10 protein-coding genes are annotated in these 15,420 nt (G+C 35.0%); 3 read left to right on the top strand and 7 right to left on the bottom strand.

Translation table 11 applies throughout. The features are described from left to right. Positions 1–179 precede the first annotated feature (179 nt). Both BAZ10_RS12790 and BAZ10_RS12785 read left to right on the top strand, forming a co-directional pair. Complete coding sequence (locus BAZ10_RS12790) at positions 180–1,283, top strand: hypothetical protein (protein ID WP_078772376.1); 1,104 nt, start codon at positions 180–182, stop codon at positions 1,281–1,283. After that, positions 1,267–1,869 carry a hypothetical protein gene (locus BAZ10_RS12785; protein ID WP_078772375.1) on the top strand — a complete coding sequence of 201 codons (603 nt, stop codon included), beginning with the start codon at positions 1,267–1,269 and terminating at the stop codon, positions 1,867–1,869. Before BAZ10_RS12790 ends, BAZ10_RS12785 begins: the two co-directional genes overlap by 17 nt. On the opposite strand, the gene BAZ10_RS12780 is transcribed toward BAZ10_RS12785, so the two are convergent. Both BAZ10_RS12780 and trhO read right to left on the bottom strand, forming a co-directional pair. After that, on the bottom strand, positions 1,806–2,399 hold the full coding sequence (locus BAZ10_RS12780) for a 5-formyltetrahydrofolate cyclo-ligase (RefSeq protein WP_078772374.1): 594 nt from the start codon (positions 2,397–2,399) through the stop codon (positions 1,806–1,808). The genes BAZ10_RS12785 and BAZ10_RS12780 overlap by 64 nt on opposite strands. Positions 2,400–2,506: 107 nt before the next feature. Beyond that, a complete protein-coding gene (trhO, locus tag BAZ10_RS12775) occupies positions 2,507–3,877 on the bottom strand; it encodes an oxygen-dependent tRNA uridine(34) hydroxylase TrhO (RefSeq protein ID WP_078772373.1) in 1,371 nt (456 codons plus the stop codon). Between the two features lie 289 nt (positions 3,878–4,166). On the opposite strand from trhO, the gene BAZ10_RS12770 reads away from it, so the two are divergent. After that, positions 4,167–5,690, top strand: coding sequence for a trypsin-like peptidase domain-containing protein (locus tag BAZ10_RS12770; RefSeq protein WP_078772372.1), 1,524 nt, complete (start codon positions 4,167–4,169; stop codon positions 5,688–5,690). Between the two features lie 72 nt (positions 5,691–5,762). Here BAZ10_RS12770 and BAZ10_RS12765 read toward each other — a convergent pair whose 3' ends face one another. From BAZ10_RS12765 to BAZ10_RS12745, 5 genes are all read right to left on the bottom strand, one after another. Further along, positions 5,763–7,418, bottom strand: a complete 1,656-nt coding sequence (locus tag BAZ10_RS12765) for a RagB/SusD family nutrient uptake outer membrane protein (protein WP_078772371.1) — start codon at positions 7,416–7,418, stop codon at positions 5,763–5,765. Between the two features lie 13 nt (positions 7,419–7,431). Then, positions 7,432–10,200, bottom strand: a complete 2,769-nt coding sequence (locus tag BAZ10_RS12760) for a SusC/RagA family TonB-linked outer membrane protein (protein ID WP_078772369.1) — start codon at positions 10,198–10,200, stop codon at positions 7,432–7,434. 150 nt (positions 10,201–10,350) lie between these two features. Next, the gene (locus BAZ10_RS12755; RefSeq protein WP_078772368.1) at positions 10,351–12,018 is read right to left on the bottom strand and encodes a RagB/SusD family nutrient uptake outer membrane protein; all 1,668 of its coding nucleotides are present in this window, start codon (positions 12,016–12,018) and stop codon (positions 10,351–10,353) included. A gap of 18 nt (positions 12,019–12,036) precedes the next feature. Next, on the bottom strand, positions 12,037–14,832 hold the full coding sequence (locus tag BAZ10_RS12750) for a SusC/RagA family TonB-linked outer membrane protein (protein ID WP_165689658.1): 2,796 nt from the start codon (positions 14,830–14,832) through the stop codon (positions 12,037–12,039). Positions 14,833–14,979: 147 nt separating this feature from the next. Continuing rightward, complete coding sequence (locus BAZ10_RS12745) at positions 14,980–15,420, bottom strand: hypothetical protein (RefSeq protein WP_024567397.1); 441 nt, start codon at positions 15,418–15,420, stop codon at positions 14,980–14,982.

The raw sequence follows: 15,420 nt of genomic DNA, 5'->3' as shown, positions 1-15,420 counted from the left end.
AAATTAAATTTAATTTTGTTAAAAATATTTTTCTAAATTGTAATGTGTTCTCTATTTGAACATGACAAAGGTATGGCAGCAATAAAATTTGTCTGAGAAAATTAATTGTAATACTTTTGTAAAATTATTTTACAAAATAATATAACTGATAATCAATAGATTAAATAAAAAATAAATTTTTGACTGATTTAGAATTATTACATTTCGAACAGCTAAAATCTGAAGTTCAGGCCAAATATCTGGAAAATCATACTCCTTCCTATGATGAAATTTCTAAATGGAAAGGCATTGATATCATTTATTTTCAGGAAGACCTCAGAAAAAATGCAAAAGGTAACATTAGCGAGAAATCTTTTTATACTTATTTCAAAACTTCTCCGACAGCTAAGTTACCACGCATTGATATGCTGAATATACTTTCGATATATGCAGGTTATAGTTCATGGTATGATTTCAAGAAAAATCATGCATTCGCCGAAGAACTTCTTTTAGAAAACGAAAATAACCTTTCCGAAAGTAAAGAACCTCAAGTAGAAAGTCTTGTTGAAGAGGAATACAAAGCTCCTGTGATTAGCGAAAAAGAAAGCACCCCGGCTATTCAACCAGGGAGACAAATACCAGAAGTAAGTCCAAGCAACAGCAAGCCAGCTTCAAAACCAATTATATTCAAGGTAAAGAAATACCTGTGGATTGGTATTTCGGCTGTTCTTGCAATATTCGTAGCGGCTTTAACCTTTGCAGACAGTTTTTTCACAAAGACATATACATTTAAATTTACAGATGCAGACAGAAGCCAGCCTGTGCAGAATGAGGTAGAAATAAAAGTATTAAAAGCGGGAGAATCTCCTCTTACCTATAGAGTAAAACCTAATGAAGCTTTTGTATATCCTACAAAGGACAAAACGCTTAAAATGGTTATTAGTTCTGTATTCTACCGTACTGACACAATAATAAGAAACCTGGAAAATGCACCAGAAACTGAAGTAATTCAGCTAAAACCGAATGAATATAATATGATGTTATATTCCTATTCCAGATCCAAAGACTTTAAGAACAGAAGAGCCCAACTGGAGAACCTGATCAGTAATGACGCAGTTATATACCAGGTATTTGACAATCAGTATTTCAATGTGGAAACTATGAGCAAGCAACGTTATATTAACTTTCTTTCGCTTCCAACTACCTCACTGGAGAATCTGGACGTTATAGAGACTAAAATCTCTTCCAATGGAAAAATAGTATTAATCAAATTCAGAATCAGAAACAATGAAAAGGGTTCATAACATATTCAATATAATTGCCGTTACAATAATTCTCGTTGTAGGATTAGCAGCCTGTAAGGAAAAATATAAGGGTAAAAACTCTCTGGAGACCGTAAAGTATAATAATAATACAACTACATTTTCACCAATAGAGCTGGACAGCCTTCAAACTATTAATAATATTACGGCTCTGAAGCTACAAGAGGTATATGATCTGGGAACCAATTATGCAGCAGGAAATAAGGATTCAGATATTGATATTACGCTGTATAACCAGATACAGGAATATTTCGAAAAGCCTGATTCCACCAAAATAATGCCTTTCATAAAGCAGTTAGACAGCTTAAAGGCTCGTTTTGTCAAAATTAGTGATGTATCAACTTCCAAATATATAAGCGCTAAGGATACACTGGATTTTGCAAAGTATAAAATGGATTATTACGATAAGGAAAGAAAATATATTGGCTACCTTAACAAAGAAGTACAATATGTACTAAAAGAAGCTCCTGCAAAAGAAAAGAAATTTAAAAGTGAATTTAAATTTTATTTCGTAGAGTTTAAAGGTCCGCCTAAAAAAGACAGTATACCGTCCGGTAAAACTAAATAATCCAGCTTTATATCGAACGGATCTACATCCTGAATTAATTCATCAGGGGGAAAATAGTTGACCCCAATTTTCAGTACAGGATTTTTGACAGAACTGAAAAACCTGTCATAAAAACCTTTACCATAGCCTACTCTGTTACCATATTTATCCGCATAAAGCAATGGTGTGATAACCTGATCGAAATCAACGCCCTCTGCCATATCTGAGACAGGTTCCCATATTCCCCATGAGTTCAATGCAAGCTTTGTATCTGGTCTGTAAGCTATTGAGATAATCTCATCTCCTACCATCTTAGGAATAAAGACATTGATGTTTTTCTTCCAGAAGTAATCAATCCACAGATGGGTATCAATTTCATTTTTAGCAGAGATAGGCAGGAAAATATGGATATTCTGGTTTTCAGAAACATTGAATTGTAAAAGATACTGATTAAAGATCTTTTCAGACAAAAAAGCAACGTCTTCGGAAGACATTGCTTTTCGTTCTTTTAAATATTTTTTTCTAAGCTCTGATTTTAATGAATTAATCATTTTTATACTGATTTAACAAAAATAACATTTACAATACAGGCTTTCATCTCCTTCTTCCCATCACCAAGGCAAAGAAATTCTTTTTATGCCATACTCTATTCTAGAACTTAGTCCTGGCCTATTTTGTATAGCTTGTCCGACAATCGAACCCTGAAGGGAAGTTCAAAAGTGATTTGATCTCCTGCCTTTGCAGTTTCACAAGGACCTCCATTCACATAGATCTGAGTAATTATAATTTCCTGATCACCTGTTGTTGGTCCAGAAATCAAAACTTTATCTCCCACCGAAAGTTCTTTTTTCTCAATTAAGAATTGAGCAATTTTCGATTTTGAATAGTAATGTTCAGCTTTTCCGATTAAAGTTTTTTTAACTTTTATTTTCTGACGAATATCTTTGGTTTCTGATTTTGTTGTCACTTTTCCTAAAGGTTGAGTAGACAAATCGCCAGAGCTTTTAAATTTCAAAGCGTCAGATTTACCTTTTCTGAAAACCTTGTTTCCAACCTGTAAACCTTTTCTTAATGCAACCTGCTCTTCCAAAGGCAAATGAATTATATCCAGACATTCCGTAGAGCAACAGTTTTCCATTGCCGATTTACAATCATTACATTGGATAAACAATAGATGACAGGCATCATTGGCACAGTTCGTATGATTATCACAAGGTTTACCGCACTGATGGCATTGCGAAATAATATCATCTGTAATTCGCTCACCTAACCGGTGGTCAAATACAAAGTTTTTACCAATAAATTTACTTTTTATACCTTCTTCCTTTATCTGACGGGTATATTCAATAATTCCGCCTTCTAATTGGTAAACGTTTTTAAAACCTTGATGTTTGAAATAAGCACTGGCTTTTTCACAACGAATTCCACCAGTACAATACATTAATAGGTTTTTATCTTCTTTAAAATCCTGTAGCTGTTCATTTATAATAGGTAAACTTTCTCTAAAGTTTTCTACATCAGGAGTGATAGCACCTTCAAAATGCCCCACTTCACTTTCGTAGTGATTCCTAAAATCAACAACAATGGTATTCGGATCTTCCAATAAATTATTAAATTCTTGAGCTTTCAGGTGAATACCTTTATTAGTAACATCAAAAGTATCGTCATTCAAACCATCAGCGACAATTTTATGTCTCACTTTTATGGTCAGTTTCAAAAAAGAATGATTGTCCTGCTCTACTGCCACATTTAAACGAATACCTTTCATAAAATCGTAAGCTTCCAGCGTATTGCGAAAATCTTCTAAATTGTCAGCAGGAACACTCATTTGAGCATTTATTCCTTCATTCGCCACATAAATACGACCGAGAGCATCGAGCGCATTCCAGGCTATAAATAATTCGTCACGAAATTTTTTTGGATCTTCAATTTTGGCGTACGCATAGAAAGACAATGTAAGGCGTTCCTTACCAGCTTCATCAATAAGCTTAGCTCTTTCTTCTGCGCTTAATGTGTTATACAGTTGCATGCTATAAACGTTTTAAGTGAGAAAAAATATTTTTTGCAAATATAGTGATTTTTCAATTTAATATATTTGATCCGATAGCACTACAAATTTTCAATCTCTTAAAATAGTGGTAATTATTTGAATAAATATTTTAATAATCTAACAATATCCCGTTAAGATTGCATTCATAACAATTAAAATTTCAAAACACTTGTTAAACTTAGTTAAAATAAGCCCTTTTAAGAAAAATACAGCAACATTTGCCTTAAATTTGATTACTCAATAATAAATAAAAAAGTACTATAATAAAATGGATTTCAAAAAAATTATGCCGTTGGCTGTAGTAGGAGTCCTTTCTGCAGCTACTACTGTAGGTACCCTTCACTACTTTGACAGTAACCATGATACAAATGGAGATTTCAACTATTTCCATTCTTCAAGAAAAGATGGGCAATTTGCCAGCCTGAACGCTGTGGCATTGGGGGATGACTTTGTAAAAGCATCCAAAACTGCAGTTCCTGCAGTTGTCACAATTAAGAACTATCAAAGCAATGCGGGAAGAAACCGTGGAATGGATCAGGATCTGTTCGACTTCTTCTTTGGTGATCCGTTCGGAGGAAGAAAACAACAGCAACCTCAGCAACAGCAACCACCAAAGGATATGCCTTCAGGTCTTGGTTCGGGAGTAATTATTTCACCGGATGGCTATATTATTACTAACAATCACGTGGTAGCCAATGCCAACAAACTGGAGGTTGTACTAAGCAATAAGAAAAGCTATACCGCAAACCTGATAGGAACTGATCCAAGTACAGATATCGCACTTTTGAAAATTGAAGATAAAGGTCTTCCTTATCTAAATTTTGCTAATTCGGATTTAGCAGAAGTTGGCCAATGGGTATTAGCTATTGGTAACCCATTAGGTCTTAACTCTACTGTTACAGCCGGGATTATTTCTGCAAAAGGGAGAAGCATAGACTTACTAAGCCAGCAAAGTAAAACTCCGATAGAATCATTCATCCAGACTGATGCTGTAATTAACAGAGGAAATAGTGGTGGTGCATTAATCAATATCAACGGAGACTTAATTGGTATTAACTCTGCAATTTCATCTTCATCCGGTTACTATGAAGGTTATGGATTTGCAGTACCTTCCAATCTTGCCAGAAAAGTTGTAGAAGATATTAAGAAGTTTGGTATTGTACAGAGAGGCTTCCTGGGTGTAAGCAATCTGGATCTTTCTGACGAAATGCTTATCAGACAATATAACCAACAATACAAAACCAACATAAAGCCGGGAATTGGTATGTATGTTATTAATGTTGCCGATAATAGCGGTGCATTAGATGCTGGTATTAAAAAAGGTGACATTATCACTAAAATTGATGGACAAAACATTACAAATTTTGCTGATCTTTCTCTTGCCATCGGCAGTAAAAGACCTGGGGATGTTGTAAAAGTAAGCTACCAAAGAAATGGTAAAGAAAATACTACATCTGTAACTTTAAAAGACCAGGACGGAAATACTAAATTCCGTAGTAAAGCCGATTTACCTGTTGCGGAAAAGCTTGGAGCAGATTTCCAACCTTTAACTGAGCGCGATAAAGTATACTTTGGACTAGACAGTGGTGTAGGCGTTGTGAATGTTACTGACAGTGGCTTGTTAGCTTCAATTGGTATTGGTGAAAGAAACATTATAACTGAGATCAATGGTAAACCTGTAAATTCTAAAAAAGACGTTGAGAAAATCCTGAATAACTATAAAGGTCAGGTGAATGTAAAATATCTTGATGATAATGGAAGAATGACCAGCAGAGGTTTCAAGATGCCTTAATCTAAAATAAGGATTAATAGAATAATTGACACATAAAAAACCCCGGAAGCATTGCTTCCGGGGTTTTGTTTATTAATCTGGATTTTGAATCAGATTTGGTTGAATCTGAATTTGCTGCTCAGGAATATACTCTATTATTCTATTATTAGTATAAGGTACTGTATAGAATGGGTTATCTCCATTTAAGTGTGTACCTGGATATTCTCTGTTCATATTTAGTTTATTTCTAAATACATCATATTTTCTTTGTGCTTCAAAAGCCAATTCAAGTCTCCTCTCTTGTAATACAATATCCAATATTGTCATTCCAGGAGCTACAGAGGTATAAACAGGAATTCCAGCACGTGTTCTTATGATATTTACATCTACTAATGCAGAACCTACATTTCCTTTCTTAGCATAAGCTTCAGCTCGGTTTAGATAAATCTCAGCTAACCTTACAACAACGGGAGACCAAAGTTGTGGAACACCTTCCTGTAATGAACATTTCAGGATATAGAATTTTGGATAACCATTTCTTTTATCCATGTCATAATCTAAAGTAACATATGTTTTTGAACCTCCGGAATTCACAAAATAATAATTGGTTTTATTCGGAGCTACTTCCGTCTGAACCTGATAATCTACACCATCCATAGTAAAATAAGTAGCATTATTCTTTTGGAAAGTTTTCTGGAACTTATAATTATAAGTTATCGCTCCTGAAGCATTGTTTCCTTTTTGCACCCAATATACTGCTTGGGTTTTAGGATCTGCATATTTAGGAGATATAAATTTTAATCTGGCATCTTTCGGATTTTGGTTAATCAGATCCAGATATGATGCAGAAGCATACATTTCACCCCAGCCAACATTCTGAATATTGGCATACATAGAACCTATTGTATACCAACCATCTGTATAATCACCATCTTTATTATATTTGAAAGCAAAAATTGTTTCTTGATTATTCTCCGGTGTTTTTGTAGAATATAATGGTAATTCTGTCGTCGATAAAAGAGAATATTTACCTGAATTAATTACCTTATCAGCATACTCTATTGTCTTATCATTATTCTCCATATAGAGATATACTCTGGATAGTAAAGCTTGCGCAGCTTCCTTAGATGCATATACATTTCCTTTATCTACAGTCATTAACTGCTCCGCTTTTTGAAGATCTTTTACAACCTGGTCATATACGGCTCCTACTGTAGCCCTTGCTGGCAAATCGTTAACATCATCTGAAAGCTTCAACGGAACGCCTAAATTACTTGTTCCCTGATTATATGGTTTTCCAAAAACATTAACTAAAGAAAAGTACACATATGCTCTAAGGAAATAGTTTTCACCTAAAAGTTGATCTGTTTCAGTATCTTTTCCTTCGGCAAATTTGATTATAGCTCTGTTTGCACCCACAATTGCCTTATAACCATTATTCCAAATAATATTGGATCTGCCATTATTTTTAATACTTCTGTAGTTATAATAATAAAAAAACTGATCGGTAGTCGTTCCGCTTATATCAATATTATCACCACCATATTCTCCTACTCTATATAGGTTATTAAAAAATCCGCCACCACTGGCATCTCCCTTTAGAAGAGCATAATTACCCAATGTTATAGATCTTAAACCAGTAGCATCTCCTAATACAACATCGGATTCTTTAGAGTTATAAGGTGTTCTGTCTATATTACACCCTACTAATACTGTTAATGTTACAAATGATAAGAATATCTTTTTCATAATTTTTTACTTTTTAAAATGAGAAATTAAACCCTAAAGAAATACGTCTTGGAACCGGATAAATAACATTAGCATTTCCGGAATAATTTCCACCAGTAGAAGTATCAAGAGTTAAATCTCTTGATCCGTATGCCCCAACTTCAGGATCTACACCTGAGAATTTTGTAATAGTTAATAAGTTTTCACCCATAATATAAATACTAGCATTCTTTACCCATATTTTCTCTGCTAAAGATGCTGGGAAGTTATATCCTATTCTCAATGACCTAAGTTTCACATAACTTGCATCCTCTAAGTATCTTGAAGAAGGCTTATTCACTAAAGTATTGTTGTTATAGATAGCTTCAGGATGTGTTGCAACATCACCAGGTTTTTGCCATCTGCTCCAACTATCTTTTAATACCATTTGGTTATAATAAGGATAAGCGCCATCAGAATCAAATAACTCCCTAGTAGAATTATAAATTTGTCCTCCTTGAGAGAAATAGAAGTTTGCATTCAAATAGAAATTCTTGATTGTTAAGTTAGTACTTACTGATCCATAGTAATCTGGAGTAGAAGCTCCTACAACCTGAACAGTTGCTGCATTATAGTTCGTTGTCAAACTTCTGCTTCCATCCGCATTAACTACTTCCCACTGTCCTTTTCCATTATCAGAATTAACCCCCATCCATTTTCTCATATAGAAAGAGTTAACATCATACCCAGTCATAGCTACATGATAGTTGTCTAAGATTTGAGTAGCATTATTTCTGGTGGAAAGAACCCGGTTCTGATAAGTACTGATATTAAATCCTAAATCCCAAGAAAGATCTTGTTTCTTAATAATTGCGTAGTTAAAGTTAAATTCCCATCCTTTGTTTCTTACATCTCCAACATTCAGATATTGTCTATCAACACCTGTTAAAGATGGTAACGTAACACGCATCAATAAGTTTTTCGTCTTATTATTAAAATAATCAACATTAAGAGTCAAACGATTATTAAACATTCTTAGGTCTGTACCTATATTATTCTGATAGATAGATTCCCATGTTAAAGCAGGATTTCCTAGTTGACTCCAGGTAGCACCAATCTCTCCATTATATTTCTGAGTTAGGGCATACAAATCCTGCCATCCATAGTTTGGACTAGGCGTATTTCCAACAAGACCTCTACTTGCTCTTAATTTCCATTCATTAATCTGCTTAACATTAAAGAATTTTTCTTTATGGATATTCCATCCCAAACTATAAGAATAGAACATTCCATTTCTATTTCCGGCACCAAATGCAGAAGAAGATTCATTTCTTAAAGACCCCTGAACAAAATATTTTTTATCATATACATATTCAGCATTGAATAAAAATGCATTATACGCTCTGTCATATTTAGCACCACTTGGCTTTGCTCCTGTAGAAGCTCCTGTATCAAAAATATCAGTTCCTGGCACTACTCCAAATACTTGCGCTCTGGAATATTTGTAATATCTGTCACTATATTCATAAGCTGCTAAAGCATTAACATTACTTTTACCAAAATCCTTGTCAAATCTTATCATCTGATTAAAGAACTTGCCAATGTCTTTAACATAAGACTCTGTCAATGATCCTTTATTACTTTCTCCACTAATAGATCTCATGTCTACATAAGACATATCATCATAGTTTTTATATGTAACACTATTGGTAGATACAAACTTTAAATAATCCGTAAACTTAATCTCTGCATCAAAGTTTCCAATTAAATCTAACTGATTACTCTTCCCATAGTTCCATTGCAAATCATGAAGATAGTTTGCCTGATCTCTTCCATACCATGTTCCATTATAGTTATATGGATTTATCAGATTTCCATTTGCATCATATGGACTATCCCAAGGCATATTAAGATACATTTCATATAAAGATCCCTGTCTGTCTTTTCCCTGAGTGTAGGCAACACTTAACTTAGGCTTTAATGTCAACCATGGCTTTACAGTTTGGTCATGATTAATTCTAAAAGATAATCTGTTAAAATCATAGCCCTTAACTGTTCCACTTTCATCATAGTAGTTTCCTGAGATGTAGGTTTTAGAGTTTTGTGAACTTCCTCTAAAATCTATAGTATAGTTTTGAACAACACCTGTTTGAGTCCCGTTCTTCAACCAATCATATCCATTATTTCTAAGTTCTTTCGGAATAGCTGGTGCATTCTTTAGTGCAACAAAGTTATCGTATAACTGTGTCCCGTTCATTAGTTTAAAACGGCCATTGGTAAATGTATTAAATGCATTGTTTACAGAAACAGTCATTGTTCCTTTTCCAGAACCGGATTTTGTGAAAACCTGAACAACACCATTTGCTCCTCTGGAACCATATAATGCTGTAGAAGTTGCATCTTTTAGAATATTAATACTTTCAATCTGGTTAGGATCAAGATTAGGTACATCATTCATCATAACACCATCCACAACCCATAATGCCTGGCTAGGCCCGTTGATAGTGGAAGTTCCTCTTACCTGTACTGTTGCAGAAGATCCTGGGGCTCCTCCACCTTGCATTACCTGTACACCCGCCGCTTTTCCTTGTAGTAAGCTAGACACATCAGAAGTGTTAGCATCTTTCAGTTTCTTGTCAGAGATAATAGAAACAGCTGCTGTAAGACTAGACTTCTTTTGAGCCTTATAGCCTACAATTACAACATCTTCAATTTCTCTTTCTCTAAGAGTATCATTTTTTTTCGATGTCTGAGCGTGTATCATGCCGGACATCAGAAAAAAGCACACCCCTACCTTCCCAAAATTTTTAATTTGAGTCTTCATAGATTATTACTTTTTTTTAACAGTTTCAAAAGTACAAAAAATGCCTATATAGGCAAGAGGCTCTCTTAATATGTGTTAAAATATTGCTTTACAAGTAATTAAAAATCACATACAACAAAAAAAACAGAGACTTAGGTCTCTGTTTTTTTATTAAGGATTCTGTTTCATTCCAGGATTTCTGTTCATTTCCGCTTCAGGTATATAGAAGACCAAATCATTATCATCTGGCTGTACAATTTGTTTCGTCTTCGTCTGGCTTAAATGCACCCCAGGGAACCGTCTGTCAATAGGCATTTTATTCCTAACCAAATCAAATTTACGCTGCCCTTCGTAAGCAAACTCTAACCATCTTTCTTCCAGAACCATATCCAGTGCCGTTTTATCTGCTGGTAAACTTGCAAACTCAGGTGCTCCTGCTCTCCTTCTAATCAGGTTAATATCTTCCAGAGTTCCTGCTATATTTCCCTGTTTTGCATTTACCTCTGCTCTGATCAGATACATTTCTGCCAGTCTGGAAATAATAGGTGAATACAAGTGATCTTTTTGCTGCTGGAAAGAACATTTATACATAAAGTATTTAGGATAGCCATTCCTGTCGTTCATTGCATATTCTTTGGTCAGGTATTGTTTGCTGCCATTAATTATAGCATAGTCTTTTGTATAGGTTGGTCCTCCGTAATTAAAGGTATCTGTAAGGATAGGATAAGTCACACCATCTTTAACAAAAGAAATATGTTTACCATTTGCATCTACATTCGCCGGATAAATCTTATATTCATAATACTTATTGGTATTATTAAACTCCGTCCAATACACCGTTGGTGTTTTATTTCCGTTTTTATCCAGTTTGTAATTTGGTACAATGAATTGATTTCTTACATCCTGAGGGAACTTCTGAATATGCTGAATATATTTATCCGAAACATACATTTCGCCCCAGCCAACACCATCAATTGTAGCAAACATTGAACTTAAGCCATACCATGCAGAGTAATTGGTTTCATCAAAACGGAACGCAAAAATCGTCTCACTATTACTTTCAGGAACAAACTGAGGATATTTAGGTAAATCCTGTTTTGACAACAATGTATACTTCCCGCTATTAATTACCTTATTAGCATATTCCAGAGCTTTTGTATTGTTTCCCATATATAAATATACACGAGCCAGCAGTGCCTGTACCGCTCCTTGGGAAGCTTTTATTTTGTTTACCGTATCACCTTCCATTAACCGTTCTGCTTTCAGCAAATCTTCCAGTACAAAATTATAGCTTTCCCCAACAGTTGAGCGGGGAGGGATATCTGCTTCTTCCGTTGTTTTTTTCAATGGAATCCCCATATTATCAGGGCCAAATGTATATTCTTTACAGAAAGTTTCCAGCAGAAAGAAATTGGTTAATGCTCTTAAATAATGAGCTTCGCCCAACATATGATTTGAATCTTTATCTCCGCCAGCTGTGATATTTGTGATGATACTATTAATAATAAAAATAGTTTTATAAGACTGTATCCATATCTGATTAATTCTGTCACTGTTGGGATTCCTTACCAGATCATAAAAAGACATCATAGAGTCTGTTGTCGTACCACTCAGATTAATTTCGTCGCCTCCGAAGATACCGTTTCGGAACATATTTACTACCACTCCGTTATCAGCACCACTTAACTGTCGGTAAGCACCATTTAATAAATACTGAAGTCCTTCCTTTGTTTTTACCACCTCATTTGTAACCGGTACATAGGGTTCTCTTTCTATATTACAGCTATTAACAGCAAGGGCTGATGTTAAAATTGATATACTTAAAATATATTTTTTCATGATTTTTAATTTATTAGATTAGAAGGAAAGATTCATACCCATTGAAAAACTCTTAGGCACCGGATATTTATAATAAGAATCTTCAGTCATCCCTGCTTCGGGATCCATTCCGGAGAACTTGGTAAATCTGAAAAAGTTATCCAGGCTCATTGTCACCTTTGCACTTTTAAACATATTTCCCGGTAAAAAGTTTTTAGGAATGTTATACGTCAAAGAAATATTTCTAATCTTAATAAATGTACCATCTTCAAGATAACGGGTAGAAGGCTGATTAGATCTTCTTCCATCATTATAGATAAGGCTCGGATGTGTAGCTCTATTATTGGTTCCATCCGGATCACCTTTTTTCCATCTTATCCAGTCACCATTAAACACCATCTGGTTATAGAAAGGATAAATACCATCAGAATCCATCAAACTACGTTCGCTGTTATATACATATCCACCCACACTGAAATACACATTCGCAGATAAAGTAAAGCCTTTATAAGATAAGGAAGTTGTTACACCTGCGTTAAAGTCAGGCAATCTGGTCTTATCCAAAACCTGATAGGTTGCCTTATTCCAGTCTGTCACAGTTTCTTTGCTTCCATCTGCATTCACTTTATACCATAAAGGATTTCCCGTAGCCGCATCTACACCTGCCCACTCTTTTAATCTGTAAGTTAAATAGCGTTCACCTTCAGTTCTAATGTAATTTCCCGTAATTTGATTGTTCAGATAAAGGCTGATAAATTTTGCTCTGTTCATAGAAAAGTTTGCCGCAATATTCCATGTCCAGTCCTGATTCCTGACAATATCTGCATCTACTGCAATTTCAAAACCTCTGTTTCTCAGCATCCCAATATTCGACAACTTCGTATCAAAACCCGTCAGATAAGATAACGGAACGGTTGTAATAAGATCATGTGTATCTTTATTATACCAATCAAAAGTAATGTTCACACGGTTTTTAAATAAAGAGGCGTCCAACCCAATATTCCCCTGTTTCACGGTTTCCCATTTAAGCGTATTATTTGCAAGGGTCCAAGTGATTAATGCTACTTCATCCCTATAGTTGGATCTGCTTAACATATTATACGTTCCATACAGCGCAGCGTCTCCAAGAACCCCTTCATAAGGAGTATTCCCCTGTGTACCATAACTCGCACGGATTTTCAGTTTATTTATAGTATTGCTAAGATTTCCGTAAAAACTTTCATTATGCAGATTCCACCCTGCACTCACTCCCCAAAACCATCCTCTGGAATATGCCGGTGTAAATTTAGAGGACTCATCTGTTCTTACAGAACCTTGTAACAGATAGCGGTCGGCATAAGAATAGTCAAAATTACTTAGAAACGATCTGAAGCCATATTCATTTTTTGCCCCACTTGGAATACCATTCGCTTCAGCACCGCCCAAAATTTCCATTCCCGGAATAATCTTTTTGGTGCCTGCATAGAAACTCTTATACATATAATCCTGGTATTCATAAGCGACAAGCGCATTGAATCTATGATTTCCCCATTCATTGTCATACTTCAGCATCTGGTTGGTATACTTCGTCCATCTTATTGCATTCGAAGAACTTGTTGTCCCTTTAATATCCGGAGCCCTTCCGCCAAAGGCTGCCGGGTCTGTATAAGAAAAGTCATCATAATTGTAGTACGTCAATCCATTGGTGGAGACAAATCTTAAGTTTTTAGTTAGTTTAACTTCAAAATCCAGATTCCCCTGCCCCTGGAATGTATTGTTTTTAGAATAATACAAATCCCGGTCATACAGATAATTGTTCCTGTCACGGCTAAACCAGACGATATCCGGATTATCAATAACATTTTTAAGTTTCCCGTTAGAAAAATACGGATCGTCCCAAGGCATTTTCATAGCACTATCGAACAATGAATATTCTCTATCATCCACCATGTCATATTTGAAGAAAAGTTTTGGAGAAACCTTAAACCAATCATTAATCTGCGCTTCATGGTTAAATCTTGCCGAAAGCCTGTCAAATTTATACCCCTTAATGGTACCTTTTTCACTATAATAGCCTGCTACCAGATAAGTTTTAGAGCCTTCCTTGCTTTTACTAAAAGAAAGGTTAGTATCCAGAACCTCACCAACCTGAGTAGAGGCGTCATACCAGTTATAATCATCTTTGATCTGGTCAAGATTTGTTATAGTCCCGCCTGAAACCTTTGAAAGAATATCACTTAAATTCGCCCCATTATTAGCAAATTCCATAAAACGTTCTTTCTGCTGTTGGGTATTCATTACCTTAAATTTCCCGCTGTTGAAGAAATTATAAGTATTATTGATATTAATCCCTATAGAACTTCCTTTGCCGCTTTTCGTTGTGATCACAATTACACCAGCAGCACCACGCGATCCATACAAAGAAGTCGCTGCAGTATCTTTTAGTACTGTGATACTTTCAATCTGCTCCGGCGGAACATCTGCTCCACCATGCACAATAACACCATCTACTACATACAAAGGATCGTTTGCACCACTAAGACTGGTGATCCCTCTAACTCTGATCGTGGGGCTGGATCCTGGTTTACCACTGCTTATAGCAACGGTAACTCCCGGCAATTTTCCTTGCAAAGCATTTTGAAAGTTCGGAGAAGCTACATCTTTTAATTGGTCTCCGCTAACAGAAGATACAGATGTTGTTAAAGTTTCTTTTCGTTGCTTTTTATAGCCAACAACAATAACTTCATCAATTTTTTTTTCGCTCAGGGTGTCCTTCTTTTTTTGAGCATGAACCATCCCTGACATTAGGAAAAAGCATACGCCAATCTTCCCAATGTTCTTAACTTGAGTCATCATAATTTACAGGTTATTAATTATTCGTTTTATCAAAAGTATAAAAAAAAAGCACATATAATAATATGCACTCTTAATTTTAGTTAATTTTTTCAGAAAAATTCATTTTTCAATAAATATTAAAATTATTTATTTCATATAAAAACAGAATTAACTTTTATTTTTTTTTATTTTACTCCACTTATTTGTCAAAACTTCAACAACCTTACCCCCAATCCATGAAAATGGAAAAAATATAAGAAAAATGGAAATTTTATAAAACGTAGGATGAAACGGAAATATAATAACATCCAGCATAGCAATAAATAGTAATATAAATCCAATAAGAATAGCATATGCCACTTTTGCATACTTTACTACCAGTGCTGTTACCACTCCTCCAATCATCGCTCCTATGCCCGAAGACACTAACAATGCTACGAAGAAATAATCTTTATTTCTGACGCTGTAAAGAAGATACTCCCATCTTTTAAAAGGCGCAAATTGCTCATAGGTAATCCAAGCAGGATTCAATCGAACCCCGAGAGTAATAATCAGAGCTGCAACAAACAGCCCCAAAATAACACCAAATGTATTTCTTAAAAAATTCAC

It is taken from the genome of Elizabethkingia occulta, from assembly GCF_002023715.1.
GTDB classification, from domain to species: Bacteria; Bacteroidota; Bacteroidia; order Flavobacteriales; family Weeksellaceae; genus Elizabethkingia; species Elizabethkingia occulta.
This window is presented reverse-complemented; position numbering and strand designations above follow the sequence as displayed.